At 40.7% G+C, this 18905-nt stretch carries 14 protein-coding genes; 8 read left to right on the forward strand and 6 right to left on the reverse strand.

Annotated elements, in window-relative coordinates:
• Positions 1–56: 56 nt before the first annotated feature.
• The 4 genes from M5U24_RS05335 to M5U24_RS05350 form a co-directional block, all read right to left on the reverse strand.
• Positions 57–3314: a BTAD domain-containing putative transcriptional regulator gene (locus tag M5U24_RS05335; RefSeq protein ID WP_157820752.1), complete on the reverse strand. Its 3258-nt coding sequence runs from the start codon at positions 3312–3314 to the stop codon at positions 57–59.
• Positions 3315–3680: 366 nt separating this feature from the next.
• Positions 3681–3938, reverse strand: coding sequence for a type II toxin-antitoxin system HicB family antitoxin (locus tag M5U24_RS05340; RefSeq protein WP_099326809.1), 258 nt, complete (start codon positions 3936–3938; stop codon positions 3681–3683).
• 278 nt (positions 3939–4216) lie between these two features.
• Positions 4217–4837 (reverse strand): glycerol-3-phosphate 1-O-acyltransferase PlsY, encoded by a 621-nt coding sequence (plsY, locus tag M5U24_RS05345; protein ID WP_197705272.1) that lies wholly within the window; start codon positions 4835–4837, stop codon positions 4217–4219.
• Positions 4838–4868: 31 nt separating this feature from the next.
• Positions 4869–5717 carry a lipopolysaccharide kinase InaA family protein gene (locus M5U24_RS05350; protein WP_157820754.1) on the reverse strand — a complete coding sequence of 283 codons (849 nt, stop codon included), beginning with the start codon at positions 5715–5717 and terminating at the stop codon, positions 4869–4871.
• Between the two features lie 379 nt (positions 5718–6096).
• On the opposite strand from M5U24_RS05350, the gene M5U24_RS05355 reads away from it, so the two are divergent.
• From M5U24_RS05355 to M5U24_RS05365, 3 genes are all read left to right on the forward strand, one after another.
• Positions 6097–7191: a glycosyltransferase family 9 protein gene (locus M5U24_RS05355; RefSeq protein ID WP_157820756.1), complete on the forward strand. Its 1095-nt coding sequence runs from the start codon at positions 6097–6099 to the stop codon at positions 7189–7191.
• A gap of 68 nt (positions 7192–7259) precedes the next feature.
• The gene (locus M5U24_RS05360; RefSeq protein WP_099326813.1) at positions 7260–8231 is read left to right on the forward strand and encodes a polyprenyl synthetase family protein; all 972 of its coding nucleotides are present in this window, start codon (positions 7260–7262) and stop codon (positions 8229–8231) included.
• 21 nt (positions 8232–8252) lie between these two features.
• Complete coding sequence (locus tag M5U24_RS05365; protein WP_099326814.1) at positions 8253–8462, forward strand: twin-arginine translocase TatA/TatE family subunit; 210 nt, start codon at positions 8253–8255, stop codon at positions 8460–8462.
• A gap of 108 nt (positions 8463–8570) precedes the next feature.
• On the opposite strand, the gene M5U24_RS05370 is transcribed toward M5U24_RS05365, so the two are convergent.
• Positions 8571–9377, reverse strand: coding sequence for an enoyl-CoA hydratase/isomerase family protein (locus M5U24_RS05370; protein ID WP_099326815.1), 807 nt, complete (start codon positions 9375–9377; stop codon positions 8571–8573).
• 161 nt (positions 9378–9538) lie between these two features.
• A complete protein-coding gene (locus M5U24_RS05375) occupies positions 9539–11545 on the reverse strand; it encodes an FAD-dependent oxidoreductase (protein ID WP_298201784.1) in 2007 nt (668 codons plus the stop codon).
• 805 nt (positions 11546–12350) lie between these two features.
• Here M5U24_RS05375 and M5U24_RS05380 point away from each other — a divergent pair.
• The 5 genes from M5U24_RS05380 (at position 12351) to M5U24_RS05400 (ending at position 18904) form a co-directional block, all read left to right on the forward strand.
• Positions 12351–12728: a hypothetical protein gene (locus M5U24_RS05380; RefSeq protein ID WP_164995005.1), complete on the forward strand. Its 378-nt coding sequence runs from the start codon at positions 12351–12353 to the stop codon at positions 12726–12728.
• Positions 12729–13459: 731 nt separating this feature from the next.
• Positions 13460–13714, forward strand: coding sequence for a hypothetical protein (locus M5U24_RS05385; protein WP_197705273.1), 255 nt, complete (start codon positions 13460–13462; stop codon positions 13712–13714).
• Positions 13715–14492: 778 nt separating this feature from the next.
• Complete coding sequence (locus tag M5U24_RS05390) at positions 14493–15212, forward strand: metallophosphoesterase family protein (RefSeq protein WP_099326819.1); 720 nt, start codon at positions 14493–14495, stop codon at positions 15210–15212.
• Positions 15213–15217: 5 nt separating this feature from the next.
• A complete protein-coding gene (locus M5U24_RS05395; protein ID WP_099326820.1) occupies positions 15218–16096 on the forward strand; it encodes a hypothetical protein in 879 nt (292 codons plus the stop codon).
• 1233 nt (positions 16097–17329) lie between these two features.
• A complete protein-coding gene (locus M5U24_RS05400; RefSeq protein ID WP_164995004.1) occupies positions 17330–18904 on the forward strand; it encodes a DEAD/DEAH box helicase in 1575 nt (524 codons plus the stop codon).
• Position 18905 lies beyond the last annotated feature (1 nt).

Genomic DNA, 18905 nt, shown 5'->3' on the forward strand with positions numbered 1-18905 from the left:
CATTCCAAATATTTAACACAAGAAAACTCACCGATAGCTCACCGATTCTCAATATTTTAAAATTTCTTGCATTCCGGCTTGTGAGTACCGGATAGTATCGATCTGTACAGAGCTTCTGTTTCCGGTGAAGGTGTAATCTGATAAACCGAAGAGAGTGCATTCCTTAAATGGTGATAAACCTTAACTGCTTCCAAACGCTTGTCAAGCCTATGGTGACACATCATAAGCCGCTGGTAAAACTCCTCTGCAAGATTATCTATCTCAATCGCCCTTTCATAATATTCCACTGCAATTTGCCATTGTTTCGCACGTTCCAGATAATTCCCTGATAACATAACCAGCCTGAAAAACTTTTTCTGTAAGGATTTCCGGATTGATACAGTCCATAAACATGATATATCCGCCGGCAGAAAACACCCTTTATAGAGATCAAAGGCCTTTTCAAACAACTTTAAAACATCGGGTCGCACAAGGGGGACGGGCTTTTCAGATACGGATGCACCGGCAATTTCCTCCAGTAACCTTTCAAATACCCATACATCAACCCAGCAATACCGGCTGTCAAGCGATAAATGTCCGCCTTGTAGCTTGATTGCCGCATCATTGCCAATGAGGCGGCGCAACCGGTACAATGTGCTCTCAAAGGCATGATGCGCCATGTCTCCTTCTGTATCGGGCCACAGCATATTTGTTACCCGGTCTATAGATACTTCCTTGCTTCCCAGTGAAATAATCGCCTTGATAAGTTCCAATGGCTTGCGCGGTACCTTTCCGGACATGGAAACGGGGCTGTCTTCTTTCAGCAGGGTAAACCTCCCCAGCGTGAATATCTTTAACGGCCACGGCCAGTTTTCACACCCCAGAGGCGGCGTATCGGGAACCAGTTTGCGTGTGCGGACAAGTTCACGGACGTACTCGGCCTCGATTCCTGCCTCAAGCGCCTTTATGCACAATCGTGAGACGACTTCAGGCCGCCATAAGAAGCAGTTGATGAAACGATGTTCCCTCCCAAACGACATTGCCTTGCGCAACGCTGCCAGCCCCTCTTCCTCTGAAGTTCCTTTTCCGCTACACTCCAATGCTAACCAGGCTTTCGTCAGGAGGCACATATGTTTGATAAGCTTGCTCTTTGTCTGCCGTCCAATTTGTTGGGCACGATTGAGCCAGGATATTGCTTCACGGTATTCTCCCCTTGCCGCAAAGATATGTGCCGCTGCAACATGATTTACCGCAACAGGGAGATACGCTCCTATCTTTGCGACCAGGCTGGTATGTATTCTCATGTGTTCTGCGGCAGATGACAAATTTCCACTGGTCAGATCTCTCCATGCACACAGGAAGTGATAGAAGATAATGTCGATTTTTCGTGCATGTGTCAGACCGGACGCTATTTTACGAATCATTCCATTGGCTGTTTCAATATCTCCGTCGCTCAGTGCTGCGCAAGCCGCAAATGAGAGGAGGTGGTGATCCCAGAAATGTATGCCCGTTTCGCAAGAAAGCTTTAACGCCTCAGAAACAGTACGAAGACACGACTCAACGGAACCTGTAAGCCATGCATACATGGCCTTTGTATTTTCCCACAAAAGGCGCTCCATCGGAAGGATTGTTTCGGATCGTAACCCTTCGCTGATCGAGTTTATTACAATGCCGACATTTGCAAAATCACCCATCCACAAGTAATGTACCGCAAGATGAAATCCGAGCTGGAGACGAAGGTTTACCTCTCTGCACTCCTGCAGACACAAAAAAACGCGGTGAGCCCATTTATCAATCTCAGGGTGATTTGGTTCCCTCATCGCCATAATGAAAAACCTGCAGGGAAGAACCCTCAATTCAACTTCAAATGAAGGGAAGGGTGTTCTTTTCTGAAATATGTCATCAAATAATGAAGCATAGTTGTCAAGACGGGGAAAATCTTCAAATTCGTGAAAAATAGTATCTACCGCATACGACCAGGACAGCCACATGCCCGTTTGTTCATTCCAGGCGCGGAACTGCATAAATGCCCTGTCAAAACAACCACGGCTTTCTGTAAGATTGTACGATAATTTACAAACACCGTGCCAGTAAAGGATCCACGGTTCATTATCTCTTGTTTCTTCAGGAATATTTGTAATCCATTCCACAAGCGTCTTTGTTCTCCCCTGCGCTATGAGGGACGATGCATGGCTGCAGGTTAGCTTGATAAGACCATCCCAGTCACCAACATTAATGAATAAAAGGGCAGCATCTTCTATTTGCCCTGATTTTCCAAGAAGTGCGGCAGCCTTTCGCTGCATAGCAGACAATCTTCCGGTGTCAAAAGAATCCCTTGCCCTGGAGAGCAGAAATTCCCTGAAAAGCGGGTGGTATTGATAAATAGTCTCCTTCTGATAGTGTGCCGTGGTAAAGTAATTCTTTCGGGTCAGTTCGTGCAGGATGCGTCCCGATTCGCTGACGCCGGTGAGTTTTTCTGCCATGTGTATCGTCATTCTTGGCAAAAAGGCTGTCTTAAGTAAGAATATCTGCGTTTTCTTATCTGTCTTTATAAAGATTTCATTTGCAAAATAGTCAAATGCCTTTTCGTATATTGATCCGCTTCGTAGCGTATCATCAAGACCCTTTGTTCTTATGTGCTCCGCTATAAGTACAAGACCTGCCGCCCAGCCTTCTGTTTGTGTGTATAACCGGGTTAAGGATGTGTTTGCTATTCTCTTTTTTGCCCCTACCAGAAGTATCTCCTTAGACTCTTTCATGGTAAACCTGACCTCTTCCCGTCCAATAAGATGGGATTTATTGTTTGCACTAATACTGGCATAGTGGGGAGGCGGGTCATTCCGGCTGACGGCTATAATACTGATACCATCAGGGATTATATCGAGGCTGCTGGTAAGCGTTTTATGAAATAAAGAATTAACAGGCGCATCCTGTATATTGTCAAAAACGATTATCCATGGTGACGTCAGTCTGCTATACAACTCTTCAAAATACCGTTTGGTAAACAGGGGAATACTCTGTTGGTACTCAGGCGTTAACAAGGGGAGGGGTTTCCTATGCGATGGAACAGCCTTCTTTACCGCTATTCCCATAGAGTAGAAAAAGGTTGCAATATCAGCATCGCCTTCATCCACGCGGTACCACAGATAGGAGAGCTTACGGCTATTCAGATAGCTTGCCGCAAGGGTTGTCTTTCCGGAACCGGCAGGCGCCGATATCCAGATTACAGGCTTGTCCCTGCCTTTATCCATCAAGCGGAACAGTCTTTCTCTGGGAAAGATACCCGCAATCTTGGGGCGGGTTATTTTTGCTATAAAAGTATTTATTTTTTCCATACAGCGACTTGTTTTATAAATAACCGGATCAAAACGGTCCGTAAGGGAAAGGAAAGAGAATTTGAGGAAACAGAGAAAAATCACGCCATGTTTTATCCTTTTACTTTCCGCCTTTCCAAAATCCCCCCTACGTCTTTTTTGCGTTTATAGGCATTTGGAGGTATTTTATCAAGACAATTCCGTGAGAAATGTCTTCAGGATTTTCAGAAATTATTGATGGGATAATATAGGAGAATAGGGACACTTCCCTTATTATCCCACCAGATCAATCAAGAAATATAGGAAGTGTCCATATTCTCCCCAATGCTTCGCCCTTACATTGCAATTATTGTAATTTTTCAAAAAACTAAAGTGTTACCGTGATATTCATTTGTTTGCCGAGGGTGTTTTGGACAAAAGAATATCTTTATAAACAGCTTTAAGCATTTCCCTCCCTTGAGGTTTTGGTATTTTTCTCCGTTCCTTCTTTGCCGTTTCCAGCCAGAGGTACCTGGCTGTTTTAACTTCTTCCAGGGCTTCTTCTTCCGTTTCACCAAAAGCCGAACATTCAGACAATTCCGGCACTACAGCAATATATCCCTCGTCCTCTTCACTATAGAATATTTCAATTGCATACTTATACATTCAATCGCTTTCCTCTAAGAGATTATATTTTTCAATTCAGACAACCTGTGAAAGCTTAAGAAGGCTGTCGGAAAGCCGTGTGCGGGAAAATCGCATGCACGGTTTGACGAGGGGCAGGTGATAAGTATATGGCGGAGATATGGTGGCACTGGCGGGAAACCAGCCAGCAAACAGAGAAAACAAACTTCTGCCTAAGTTCTCGTCGTCTGTTTCTACTCTACTGAAATCTGTGGTTCCTCTTTCGTATTTCGTGCTTGTTCGGTTCTGGCTATGCCAGCTTAGTTTTTTGTCTTTCTGCCGATTTTATTTTCTGTGCCGTTGATGATGCGTTTGATATTGGATTTGTGCCGGAAAATGAGAAATAATGAGATAAAGATGGAAAATAATGTTAAAGACAACCCGCTGCCGAAGGGTTCGTTATTTAACAGTATTATACTGATTACCAATACAACGGTACTGACCATTGACCCTAATGATACGTAGCGTGAAATAAAAGTGGTTAATAACCATGCGGCTACTGAAATGAACAGAGGTAAGGGAGCTAACCACAGAAATACACCGCACCCGGTTGCGGCGGCCTTGCCTCCTTTAAAACCTAAAAAGACCGGAAAGGTATGCCCCAATATAACACCGGTGCCGCACAATATAGCATATAAGCTGCGGCTTTGTCCTGACGTCACGTAATCAAAAATTAAAACCGGAAGAAAACCCTTCATCATGTCAAGAATGAAAACCAGTATCCCATACTTTTTCCCCATTACCCGCCACACGTTGGTTGCTCCAGGATTGCCGCTTCCTGCCTCACGAATGTCGATGCCTTTTGCCACCCTGGCAATAATAAACCCAAACGGAATGCTCCCAATAAAATATGAAATAACCGGACTTATTATATTTATCATGAACATGGAAGAACCTTTTTTAAAAAATGTTTTAGGACAACCCCGAAAAATGCCACCAAAATTTGTGAAACGTGTACGGCGAATAATAGCGGTGAATGTATACCTTCCAATCTCTGTCTATCGCCGGGTCGGTCGTCATGTATGCTTTGAAAAATCGTATCCTGTCTGTTTTTGATACATGGGAAAGCGGCTTTTCTGTTTTTTTACCTTGCAGCCAATAATATTTTTCAAGGGAACGGTCTAATCGCAGCAAATTCTTCATTCTTTTACCGATAGTTAATTGACGCCAAACCGTTGATTTGTCCAAATCAATTATGTACGCTTCAAATGTTCCCCCGGAAATCTTCTTTAAGAGCATATTTTTTAAATGTAAGTCCGCATGGTATATTCCCGCGTCATGCATTTTTCTTATCAATTTTGCCAGGGTAAAAATAACAGATTTTTTTGAGTGGACATCTACTGCAGGTTGTTCATTGAGAAAGTCTATTAAATCAACGGCGCCTGCAATCTCCTTCGATATGAAATTGGCCGAATAAAAAATGCCCCATCTCTTTTTTTTTGTTACGGCGATGGCTTCCGCGGAGGTTATGCCGTTTTTTCGGGCAACTTCATGTACATAGATTTCATTTAATGGCCGGTCGCCGAAAAAGAATACATTTCCTAAAAGCCTGCCCAACATACCGCCATGTTTATAGTTTCTGACAATGAGTCTTTCACCGCCGTTTTTTTTAATAGGAATGGTCGGATAGCGGCCCCTTCCCTGCTTTATTTGAAAAGAATCCTGATTGCCTGCTTCTGACACCAATGGAGGGGAAATTATGTCTGCAATAAATTCTTTATAATCTTCTTTTACACATATGATAGTCTTATTGCTTCTCATTATGGAAAAATGCGGGGGTATTTTTGTTGTATGCGGCATACAGTTCATATACTGTCGGGGTAAAGCTTAGTGAAAAAAGGGGTGATTTAAACCATCGATTATGATGTACGAATTACGATTTGCGAGGTACGATTTAAATCCCAAATCCCAAATCCCAAATCGTAATTCGTAAATCTTATAGAAGTCTGCATGGGTGTTTCATTATATATCACGAATTCCATGAATACAAACGCAAAGTTGCTATTCCTGCATTGTGATAAACGGTGGCGTATAACGGGTTAAATTGGAGTTGCAAATACACATTTCGGCGGGTACATTAACCCGAAAGATGAACTGCCGCAGAAAATATCGTAAAAGGACGGAGATAGGGTTTTCAAATATGAAAATAGGGAAAAACAGCATCAACCAGAAAAATATTTTAATTGTTCGCCTGGGTGCTATGGGTGATATTATTCACGTGATTCCTGCCGTAAAAAATGTAAGAGAAGCATTGCCCACCAGCAAAATTACATGGCTTGTTGAGGATAATATTAAGGATTTGGTTGAAATGGTTCCCGAAGTGGATGAAGTGCTTGTCTTCCCCCGGAAGCGATGGCAATCATGGTTATTGCGTCCGGAACGGTATTTTCAATTCATTTCAGAAATGTTTGCCTTTTTTAAACAATTAAACATGAAAAGGTATGATATTGTATTGGATTTTCATGGTAATTTTAAAAGCGGCCTTTTGGGATATCTAAGCGCCGCAAAAATACGGGTGGGGTTTTCCATGGGATATTGTAAAGAATTCAATTATATTTTTACGAATGTGCATATTACTCCGCGGCAAAAAACCATGCACAGAATTGAAAAATACCTGTCGCTCGTTCAGGGATTGGGCATCGAAGCATATTATAAAAAACCGGTGTTTTCTGTTCCGGAACAAGACAATAATTATATTGACGATTTTATCCTCAAAAACCATTTGGGTCAGAAATCCATGGCGATTATTCATCCGGGAACAAGCCTGTTTGGCAAATACAAGAGATGGCCGACGGAAAAATATGCGCGTTTGTCAGACAAATTGATAGAAGATTTCGGATATGCAGTGATTTTTACGTGGAGCGGCCCGGAATATAACATTGCAGAGGATATCCGGTCGCACATGCATTTCCCGGCGATAATTGCATGCAAGACCGCATCGGTGAAACAGTTGGTTGCGTTATTGCAACGTGCGGATATTTATATTGGAGGGGATACCGGGCCTACCCATCTTGCATCATGCCTTGGGATTCCTACAATAGCAGTTTTCGGGCCAAAGGACCCGGTTGTTTACGCACCCTTTGATGAGAATGCGTCGGTGGTGAGAAAAGACATTCATTGCAGTCCTTGTGAAAAACGCAGGTGTGAACATGTTACGTGCATTCACTCAATAACCCCTGACGATGTATACAGCGAAATCTGTAAATTAAGGAAGAAAAGAGGTTTGACTTTTTAAATATTGCCTGATAACATATCGCTTCGCTTTACTATTAATAGAAGCCGATATTTAGGAGAGATTTTGTTTTGGAAACAGAGGATATTTTCGCTTCAATCGAACCACTCATGGATGAGGTAGAAGCCCGGTTTTACAAAGAATTACAACCACAGAATAACTCACTGGCAGACCTCGTTGTACATATAAGTAAATATAAAGGAAAAAGGCTGCGGCCCGCCTTAACGCTGCTTTCAGGCAAATGTATAAGCGATACGGCACCTCAGCACATAGACCTTGCTGTTGTTGTGGAAATGGTGCATACCGCGACATTGGTGCACGATGATATCATCGATGAGGCTGCCATGAGAAGGCATGTCGAAAGTATGAATTCAAAGTGGGGACGTGAAATATCCATTCTGTTTGGTGATTATTTGTTTTCGCGCGGCTTTACCATCCTTTCCGCCCTTGATTCTCAAATAGCAACTCTGCTGCTTTCTCAAACGGTAAATACGATGTGCGAAGGCGAGTTGATTCAGTTGAAAAGACGCTATGATGTGGGGCTTAGTGAAGAAGATTATATTGATATTATCGAAAAGAAAACCGCTTCATTGTGCGCCACAAGTTGCCGTTTAGGCGCCACCTTTGCCGGGGCAAACCATAAGCTTTCGGAGATGATGTCAAATTACGGCTTAAAAATCGGTACCGCCTTTCAGATAATAGATGATTGCCTTGATTTTATGGGAGATGAAGATGAGGTTGGCAAATCGCTGAATACGGATATTAAAAAAGGGAAACTCACCTTACCGCTTATCCGGCTGGTGCATCAACTCCCCGTAAGCAAGAGGGAATCAACAAAGGAGTTGATCTTTAAAGGTCATTTAGATGAAAAAAAGGACGCCATCGTAGAGTTGCTTACCGAACACGATGCCGTAGAGTACGCATTTGACAGGGCAAGAAGCATTGTTAAACAGGCGCAGGATGTGATTGCACCGCTTCCCGATTCTCAATACAAGACAGCGCTTATTGAACTGGCAGATTATATCATTGCCAGGAAAAAATAAAAAAGAAGAAAGGACTGCTTTATGTTTTCCATACCAGGTGGTTGGGAGTGGATTATAATCGCGTTAATTGCTTTTCTCATATTTGGCAAAAGACTGCCTGGCATTATGAAAAATGTCGGAAGAAGTATTGCTGAGTTCAGGAAGGGCTTTAAAAACGTTGAAGAAGAAATAAACGAAGTGAAAGAAATAAAAGGCAATATCGATACTATTACTAAATTTAAGATTAATTGATACTTGCCGGGTATTTTATTGACTGCATCTTCACACAAATAATCACGAAGATTTCAGTAATCCTCAAACACACCCACGCCTGACGTCTTAGTAATAATTAACTTGTAGTCAGCAGCCCTTTCCAACAAGTTTCAACCGCATCATTTCTGCGAAGAGCCTTACCTCATATTCGATTCCTTTCTGAAGATCGTTTTCCATTGCGTAGTTGATACATTTTTTCATTTCCTTCAACACCCTTGCATCCCGTTCCAGCAAAGTTTTTGCAATTTCAATCGTATGTTTTAAAACATCCTTATGAGGCACGATCTGATTAATAAGCCCCCATTCCAGCGCAGTATCAGCCCGTATCAGTTTTCCAAGGAACAACATCTCCTTTGCACGCGCTACCCCAACCAATCTCGGGAGTCTTTGAGTAGCGCCCAAACCCGGAATAATTCCAAGCTCCGGTTTGGCTTCCGGCAGACTGTAAAAGGATATATCAGACGCAATACGCAGGTCGCACAACATTGCCAGCTCCAGCCCTGCACCAATGGTAACGCCATTTATCGCGGCAAGAACGGGTTTCTTGCAATTCTCTATTTCAACAAATATTTCATGCGCCTTGCGGAATCTTTCGTAATTTTTCTCCGCTACAAGACCGGAAATCCATGACCCAAACAGCTCGTCACGATCTGCCCCGTCGCTAAAAACCCCACGAATCCTGCTTGCAATAATAATCGCTCCGATAGAGTCGTCCCCTTCATATTGATCCATCTTGTCGTAAATAGCATCCAACAACCATGAACCAATAGAATTTCTTGGCGGTTTTTTCATGTAAATAATGCCGATCGCCTTGCCATTTTTCGCTTTTATTTCTTCAAATTCAATGTGGTCGTACCCTGAGGTATCTCCACGATTCATACGGATGTCTTTCATAATAATAGCCCGGTTATTTACCTGTTTGATTTTCTATTAAACATATAAACTTAACATACTTACAAAATTTGGTTTGTTTAAAAACGTGTAACACCGCTGGCACAGGAAACCTGGGTTTAAAAGGAGAATATTCTTCCATCATAGTATTCTTCCGAAAAGGCTTATATTTTCAGCGCTACCTGAAATCCTTCATGAATAGCCTCTAATGCCGTTCGCACCTTAACACAGTCGCCTATGCTGTAACTCTCTGAAAATTTACGGGATATTTCATCCTGCAGCTCCGCGTTAGGACGATAACCTGCCGCAACAATTATGGTATCCGCCTTTATGAAATGCTCCTGCCCGTCTTTTTCATACACAATGCCACTACCCTCATGGTCGTCAACAATTCTTTTTACCTTTACTCCCGTTTCGGCGAGTATCCCGGCATCTTTAAGCTCATTGAGCATAATCCATCGCGTTGAAACGCCAAACCCGCCCCCGACCTTCCGTTTCATCTCCAATAGTGTGATATTTCTGTTTCCATGAGATGTACATTCCACTGCCTCATCCGCATTAATCACTTTATGTTTCAGCAAAAAACAGGCAACCTCCGGGCTCATTGCCCCCTGTTTAGCCGCATAGAGCGCAACCTCGCTACCAACAGTCCCCCCGATAATTACTACATTGCTTCCCAGCGGCGTCTTTCCCTCCAAAACACTACTTGCAAGGCAAACGTTTTTTGAGTTAATGCCCGGCAGATCAGGCAAGATTGGCACCCCCCCGGTTGCGAGAATAACGACATCTGGATTCTCTTTTTCAATAAAAACACTATCAACTTCAACGCCCGTATGTATTTTGACATGCAGTTTTTTCAACTGTTTTTTGAGATAGTGTATAATATTTCGCACCTCATTACGTCCCGGAGGAATACAGGCATATTGCAATTGTCCCCCAAGGATATCTTTTTTTTCATACAAAGAAACATCATGTCCCCGTAATGCCAGAATACGGGCAGCTTCCATGCCTGCAGGCCCGCCTCCTACTATAATAACTTTTTTTATACTTTCCGCCTTTGTTACCGCATATTCACCCTCATGCCCGGCCATTGCATTGTAAATGCAGGAAACGGCCTTAAAATTGAGCAGCGAATCAAAACACCCCTGATTGCAGGCAATACACGTCCTGATATCATCATAACGTCCCTGTTGATATTTGTTGGGCAACTCCGGGTCTGCAATAAGCGGCCTGCCAACAGACACAGCATCTGCACGGTCATTATCAAGTATTTCTTCCGCCAGTGAAAGATCGTTAATCCTGACGGAAGAAATCACCGGCACATTGACGTGTGCCTTAATTTTTTCAGAGAATAAGACATATGTCATCCTGGGAATTACCATTGACATGATAGGTATCCTGCTTTCATGCCAGCCGGGAGATACATTAAACGCATCAGCCCCCGCCTTTTCTAATATTCCAGCTATTTCAACAGAATCGTTGATCCTGATGCCGTCTTCCACGAAATCCTCCCCGGATAACCTGAAAATAACGGGATAATCCCCCCCTGCCTCTTCCTTTATTGCAATTACCAATTCCTTCGCAAACCTCGCTCTGTTTTCCAGACTTCCACCGTATTCATCATCACGTTTATTCGTCGCAGGGGAAAAAAACTGATTAATGAGATATCCCATACCGCCATGAAGCTCCACTGCGTCAAACCCCGATTTCTTTGCCCTGATCGTTGCGCTCACGTATCCGTCAATAACCTTTTTTATTTCCGTTATTGTCAATGCATGAGGTTCCTGTCTGATATTTCTGTGTGCCAATTGCGACGGGGCAACGGGTTTCATTTTCGTGAAAAATGAAGAGGCGCTCCTTCCCCCGTGAAGCAATTGAGCGGCAACGCACGTTCCATAAGCGTGAACAGCGTCGGTCAGTTTTTTGAGTCCGGGAATAAATTCATCTTTGTCAAGCCCTATAATGCTCTTCCACACCTTGCCATTCATTTCGGGATAACAACCGCCCACAACAATAAGGCCAACCCCCCCCTTTGCCCTTTCAATATAGAACTGAATGATGCGGTCATTAATACCGCCGTCAGTAGTAAAACCCAAGTCCATGGCAGACATGAAAAGCCTGTTTTTTACCTGCATACGTCCGATTTTTATTTTCTGGAATAGTTTATTCATAATAAAATTTGTTGTAAAAAATAGCAAAAACCGCAGCAATAAAGATAATTACCGTGGTAATGGAATGAAATGCCCCTTTACGTGTTGAATATAAATAAGAGGGGGAGTGGAAACCAAAAACTGTTGGCAGGAGACATATTTTTAATCAAACACGCAATACTCGTTTACCGTTAAAAAAACAGACACATTTGCTCTAATTCTTCACATTCAGGAACGTTACGATTATAAAAATCATTTAACTTTTTGTCAAGGTAATCAAAAAAAAGTGCAGGGGACGAAGCATTTGCCAGTTTGGGCATGAACGCATTTATGCCAATTTATTGCAAATACTTCGCCCCTACTTTTTCAAAAAAAACTAAAGTGTTACAAATTGTTACCAAAAATGCAAAATTTGCATAGGCAAAAAATTAAATAAAATATGCATAGGGTTAGGCGCGAATACTTTGTTTGTGTGTATTTAATCAAAGGCATACGTTTTCCATCATATATCTATAAAGTATGTAAGTATTTGATAAACGTATTCTTATGCGTTGATTGCAGATATTGCAAAGCGGCATCCTTTATTCGTTTCATTTCCTTGGGTATTTTATTTATTAATTATCAAATAATTAGCGTTAATGGTTGTAATATAAATAGTTATATTTAATACAAAAAACCCTTTCTCGTGCTGGCATACTATTTGTTTAATTGTGAAGATAAGAAGCTCTCACACATAGGAAATGGGGCATTGTTTTGCAGGAATGGGTACTTTGTAATAAAAACAATACGAACAATTTTAGAAATAATTCTTGAGAAAAAAATTGTTATGAAAATAATTAAAGTTGACGAATCAAAAATATCAGATGACTTGTTTAACATTGTCAAACTTGTATTCAGGGATAAAATGGACTGGAACTGTCCTGTGGAAGTTTGGCGCATGTGGATTAAAAAGGAAACAAAATCATGGAACCATTTTGTACAGTGGTTCCTGGACTATGATAAAAACATTGATTTGAAGTTGCGGGAGTTTTTGCACATGCATAATGGCGAATTTGCGGCGTTTACGAAAAACTGGGTTGCTGAGGATGAGCAAACATCATTCTATGAATTTTATGCAGAAAAGAAATGGGAAGAGGTCTTATCAAATATACAGAAATTTTTCACAAACACAGCAAAAAACATAAACAACACAAAACTACCCTAAAATCGGTTGAGATAATTCTCAATGGGTAATCCATGGGAATACTACCATTCACTTCCTACCATTCACTTCATTTGCTACTTTTTTGTAACACTTTATTTTTTTTAAAAATTCCAATATTGGCAATGTTTGCCGCATAGTGTAGGGGCGAAGCATTTACCATAAATTGTTATAAATAAGTTCATACCCAAACGGGCAAATGCTTCGCCCCTACTTTTCCAAAAAACCAAAGTGTTACGATTTGTTTGACTTATAGCAACAGGAACGAAGGCTGCCGAGGTTAAGACTAAGAAAAAAGACTTAACTTTTTGGCAAAAGATTGATAGATTGATTATGTGGACGAGGAATAGTAATTATTAAGCTAAACATTTTACCATGAAAGAGTAAGGAGGTAAGTCCCTCCGTATTTCGGCATAAGAACTATCATTTTTGTTTCTTTTCGGGAGAAGAATCCAGTCTCCACATACATTTTCAATATCTCGACGGAGAAACAAAATTCTGGTGAGAATCACTGGTTTCACTTGCAAGGCATTATGGACTATCTACAAAGCAGTCATCATGTTTCATTTGCAACACCCAGAAACGATGAAAGATGAAAATGGTTTTATAACCCTATCATCTTGTAGTATCTGTACTTAAGCTATTTTTTGCAGTCTTACTTTCGAGTTGGGAACATCTGGCATTTCTGTTTCTGTACCGGTTCTAATGTATAGGGCCATCCAAAAGGTATCAGCTTGTCATTGCAGGAGGCCCGGCTTGTCATCGCAAGGGTCTTTTTCTGCTTGTCATTGCGAGGGTATTTTCCGAAGCAATCAGTATACTACGAGATATTTCGTGACGTAAGAAACGCCATATCGCGAGAAAAGCAAATTAAGGGTGGCTCAAGGGCTAAAAAAATAGAATTAATTACTGGAATGAATGCGGGATGGAAGATCTCTATGACGGTTTATGAGATTGCTTCGGAAAATACCCTCGCAATGACAAGCTGAGACCCCTGCAATGACAAGCGGATACCCTTGTAATGACAAAATAAGTCATCAGTCATCATGTTGCATCAGCAACACCCGGAAACGATGAAAATGGTTTTATAGCCATATCATATTGCGGCACCTGTGCTTGAGTTATTTTTTGTAGTCTTATTTTCGAGACAGGAAATACAAAAAATCATTGAGGAGAAAAAAACGACCTTGCAAAAAAGTGGAAGAAGCATTTTTGAAAGCCGAAATTGTAAATATATCCAATTTCGATATTTGGCTATATACAGTCGGTATTTGGCTATATACAGATGGGAAGGAGTATTTTTTGACTTACTAAGAGTACCCTTGGTTTCAAGATGCAAAAATGAGGGAGATTCAGAATGTACAGCTCATCCACGACTCGCATTTACATTGGCCTGACCTGGACATCGATCTGGAAATAGACTCTCTGGAAAATCCAGAAAAGTATCCTCTGGTATACAAACCATAAAAGGATGACACATAGTGTCAATTACTGCCAGCTTAAAGCAGGCAACAGCTATTATTGAGTTTGTAATGTAGATAACCAGACAAATCATACTGAAGTTGTCAATAGATAAGGTCTGGCCCTGTCATTATATATAGTCAAACAAATAAGGTCTTCAAAAGAAGAACAATAAAATTCGTAACAATTTAGTATTTTAAAAAATTCCAACAATTTAGTGTGACGGGATTCGCCGCACCAAAAAAAGTTGTGCGATAAGGAAGAAGGTCTACTCGATAGTGCGACTAAGATACAAGGGAGTGATCATTGATTTATGCAATAATAGGTGATATACACAGTAATTATGAGGCGTTTACTGCCGTTGCAGATGAAATACGAAAAGAACGTGTCGATGAAATATTCTGCGTAGGCGATATTGTTGGTTATGCCGCAGAACCAATTTTGTGCATTGAATTAGTACAACAACTACGTTGTAAAACCGTTGCAGGCAATCACGACTGTGCGGTGGTAGGGAAATTCCCCGTAAGTTATTTCAATAAATCCGCAAAAGAAGCGGCCATATGGACGTCAAACCAACTTTCACAAAGTTATAAAGATTATTTGAAAAATTTGCCCCTGATTGAGAAATGGAACGACATTACCCTTGTGCATGCTTCTTTAAACAGGCCGGAATTCTTTGACTACATAACAACCCTCGCAGACGCTCAATTGAGTTTTGATAAACTAAATACATCTGTTTGCTTTTACGGTCATACCCATGTGCCCTCGGCATTATTTCTAAACGAGAGTTCTGTCCGGTTGGATAAAGGACATGTCTTTGATTTGAATAATGTAGAAAAGGCACTCATAAACGTGGGGAGTGTTGGACAGCCGCGCGATTGGGATTTGAGGGCATCTTACGCTATTTACAACACCGAACAAAAAACCGTACATATCAAGCGGGTCAAATACAATATTATCTCTGCAATGGAAAAAATTTATAAGGCTGGACTGCCTGGAGAAAATGCATTACGGTTAGGAGGTTAAAGTCTATGGATTCTCACAAACATACTGATAATTTTTCTAAAAACGAGCTGGAACGTGATATCTTCGGTAGCATAAAAGATAAAGAAATAGAAAACGTGGAATGCGAACGATGGATGGGCGGTCCCCGCGGACCTGAGAAAATAACTTTTAGAGATGGAAGTATCGCAATGTTTAAATGCGATATCCGGCACTACTGGATGGCTGATAACCCGGATACTCCTATCAGGGAAACTATTGTTTATAAAATTGACACCATAGTAGGACTTGGATTAGTCCCGAAAACGATGGTAATTGACGATACCATTAACAATATACGATATAACGGTTCCATTCAGGAATGGGTAAAAAATGCGAAAGACGGATATCAAATAGATAAAATGACCCGTAAAGAAAGAGAGGATTACCAACGATTGCTAATCTTCGATTTTATAATTGGCAACAGCGACAGACACCTGGGAAACATATTATTTACCAGTGATGACAAAATACACGCTATTGATAATAACGCATGCCTTGTTATTGGTAAAGATGAAGATCTTCTTGCATTTCCGGATGCGATAATTGATTTTTTTAATAAAAAAACTATTACCGATATTCCCCACGTTGTGGAGTTGATAGAAACATTTTACAAAAATAAAAAAATAATATTGAATTTGATTGGGAAATATGTGCATGACAATACAAAATTGGCGCAATTAATGGTGGAGTCAAGGATTAATTATTTGTTTAATATGCTGAAAAAAAAACAGCCTTTCCCGCGAAAATACTTAGAATGGCGGAAGGGATTGAGCGCGGAAATTCAAAGAATTTTGTCGCAAAACCAATCGTCGTTCCCCATGTATTTAACCTTAACCGCCTTATCACAGCTTGCAGTATGGGGTTAACATTACTTCAGGATTAACGCATTAAATCAGATAGACGCATTGCATGCGTCTATCTGTTGTGTCAACATTTTTATTACGTGCAGCAGTTTCCAGATGCATGCAATGCGTCTCTTACATTATGCACATTGAAATTCCTATACGTGAACGTATTTTTCAAAAAATTAAAGTATTACAAAACATTTGATTTTTTTGCGATAACCTGTCATTTTTACCCGTAAGCTGATCTGTTTTTTACTCATTTTACCAAAAAAGGTCTCCCTTATCATTAAAGATAACAACTAAGAACCGACAGATATCCTTTCGCTTGCCTTTCTGGTATACGATGACCTCTCACCAAAAGATATTGAGGATATAGAAACATTGGTTCTCGATAGAAGCAGCTTTTCAAGAGATCAAGAGATAATGACTAACCATACACCAACCATCACTCCTCTACACAGACATATTATCAGCACTTTTCAAAGGGAATCACGTAACTATTCAGCGTAAACGATACACGGCTCGTTCCCAAACTTTGTACTGAACATAGTGAAGTATCTGTTTGGGAACGAGTTGCGCTCTGATCTCCGGTAGTTTAATAAATTACGCTGAATAGTTATTGTAATTTACTTATTATAAACATTATTAATAAATAAGTAAAAAAACATTTATCTTATCTATAATATTATACTTACCATATTATTTAAAAACGTAATACTAGCACTATACCGACATGTTATCAACAATTGTTTTATGATAAAATACTCTAACAGATTTTCTTTCTGTGGTTTTTCTGCCACCGTTAATAAAAAAAGTCCAAGCCCCTTCCCTTATTTTCTCGGGCCCTTTTTTGTAAAATTGTGATCAGATGTATACTGTAATAGTTCACAAATAGGGATTTCTAAGGAAAAATTTAACTTCTGCCAACATAAATAATTATAGCATTTCTGGAATCACATTTTGTGAACTCCTACAGTATAGCAACCCCGCGACCCTCTTACACAAAGAATGGACAAATGGGGGGTAAAAGAAGATAGACAAGACGGTTTAAGATTTTTGATAAAAAAGCAATGTTTTCTCTATTTGTAGCACCGATAAAAAAGAGGAAAACAGGTCGCCGGATCAATGCAATTTTTGTATAGTTGATGTCTTTATTATGGAGATTGTTATTGTTAAAGTAGCAGATAACGTGTATCATTTGTGATAGTTACAAATTTTATACCTATTTAAATAATGTAAGGATAGAAATAATCTATGGAATCATTTGAAAGTTTAGGACTGTCAGAATCAACACTAAAGGTGTTAAAGGAAAAGGGGTACGAAGAACCTACGCCAATTCAGCAAAAAACCATACCGGCAATACTGAGCGGAACTAAAGATATCGTGGGGCAGGCGCAGACGGGTACTGGCAAAACAGCGGCATTCGGCCTTCCCGTTCTTGAACTCCTGCCGGAAAAATCAAAAAATGTTCAGGCGCTTGTACTCACTCCAACACGAGAATTGGCAATTCAGGTGGCAGAAGAACTCAATTCGCTGAAGGGAAAGAAAAGATTGAGCATTGTTCCCATATACGGAAGGCAATCCATGGAATTACAGCTAAGAAGCCTTAAAAAGGGGATTGATATTGTTGTCGGCACGCCAGGCCGTGTCCTTGATCATCTGAAGCGGGGCACATTAAAGATCGGCAAAATATCGTTTCTTGTCCTTGATGAAGCGGATGAAATGCTGAATATGGGTTTTATTGATGATGTCAGAGAAATCATGGAAAACACGGGACATGAAAAAAGGACATTGCTGTTTTCTGCTACTATGCCCTTTGAAATAATGCAAATAGCCAAAAATTATATGCGAGACTTTGACGTGCAGAAGGTCAACGCCGGACAACTTACCGTAAGTCAGACAGATCAGATTTATTTTGAGGTATTTGCGGCGGATAAATTTGAAGCGCTTTGCAGGATAATAGATATCGAGAAGGATTTTTACGGCCTTGTTTTCTGCCGTACAAAAATTGATGTTGACGCCGTTGCCAGCCATCTGATTGAACGCGGTTACGATGCGGACGCATTGCACGGCGATATATCTCAAAGCCTGAGGGAAAAGATCCTTGCCAAATTTAAAAAACGCCAGATCAACATACTTATCGCAACTGATGTGGCGGCGCGGGGATTAGACATTCACAACCTTTCCCATGTAATAAATTATTCCCTTCCGCAGGACCCAGAATCATATGTCCACAGGATTGGGCGCACCGGCCGCGCGGGGAAAGGGGGAATTGCTATAACATTTATAACCCCGGAAGAATACAGGAAACTGCAATTTATACAAAAAGCGGCAAAGACGGACATTCGCAAGGAAAAACTTCCAAAGATCGAGGATATTATACGGACAAAAAAACTTAAAATAAAAGACCATATTAATGAAATTGTGGATTTAAATGCCCATAATTGCTACATTGAAATGGCAAAAGAATTGACCGAACATAAGAAACCAGAAGATATCATATCAGCATTACTGCAGTATTCCTTTCCTGATGAACTTAATGAAAAACGCTATGTTGAAATAGAAGAGGCGGTAGTTGACAAGAAAGGGAAAACAAGGCTCTTTGTAACGCAGGGGAAACAGGAAGGATTAACACACAAAAAATTAGTGACATACATCAAGGATATATCAAATATCGCGAGTGAAAAAATACGGGACGTGCAGATTCTTGATAAATATTCTTTTGTAACACTCCCTTTTCGCGAAGCGGAAATATTATTAACGAGTTTTAAAAGAAGAAAAAAGGGATCCGGATTGTTTATCACCAAAGCGAAAAAAATGCGGACATAGA

Source organism: Candidatus Kuenenia sp. (assembly GCF_027493735.1).
In the GTDB taxonomy this organism is placed as follows: Bacteria; Planctomycetota; Brocadiia; order Brocadiales; family Brocadiaceae; genus Kuenenia; species Kuenenia stuttgartiensis_A.

Coding starts and splice junctions, on each gene's coding strand:
- M5U24_RS05380 (WP_164995005.1), top strand. CDS start 12,351: ATGAAAATAATTAAAGTTGACGAATCAAAAATATCAGATGACTTGTTT.
- M5U24_RS05350 (WP_157820754.1), bottom strand. CDS start 5,717: ATGAGAAGCAATAAGACTATCATATGTGTAAAAGAAGATTATAAAGAA.
- M5U24_RS05355 (WP_157820756.1), top strand. CDS start 6,097: ATGAAAATAGGGAAAAACAGCATCAACCAGAAAAATATTTTAATTGTT.
- M5U24_RS05335 (WP_157820752.1), bottom strand. CDS start 3,314: ATGGAAAAAATAAATACTTTTATAGCAAAAATAACCCGCCCCAAGATT.
- M5U24_RS05395 (WP_099326820.1), top strand. CDS start 15,218: ATGGATTCTCACAAACATACTGATAATTTTTCTAAAAACGAGCTGGAA.
- M5U24_RS05375 (WP_298201784.1), bottom strand. CDS start 11,545: ATGAATAAACTATTCCAGAAAATAAAAATCGGACGTATGCAGGTAAAA.
- M5U24_RS05400 (WP_164995004.1), top strand. CDS start 17,330: ATGGAATCATTTGAAAGTTTAGGACTGTCAGAATCAACACTAAAGGTG.
- plsY (WP_197705272.1), bottom strand. CDS start 4,837: ATGATAAATATAATAAGTCCGGTTATTTCATATTTTATTGGGAGCATT.
- M5U24_RS05365 (WP_099326814.1), top strand. CDS start 8,253: ATGTTTTCCATACCAGGTGGTTGGGAGTGGATTATAATCGCGTTAATT.
- M5U24_RS05370 (WP_099326815.1), bottom strand. CDS start 9,377: ATGAAAGACATCCGTATGAATCGTGGAGATACCTCAGGGTACGACCAC.
- M5U24_RS05340 (WP_099326809.1), bottom strand. CDS start 3,938: ATGTATAAGTATGCAATTGAAATATTCTATAGTGAAGAGGACGAGGGA.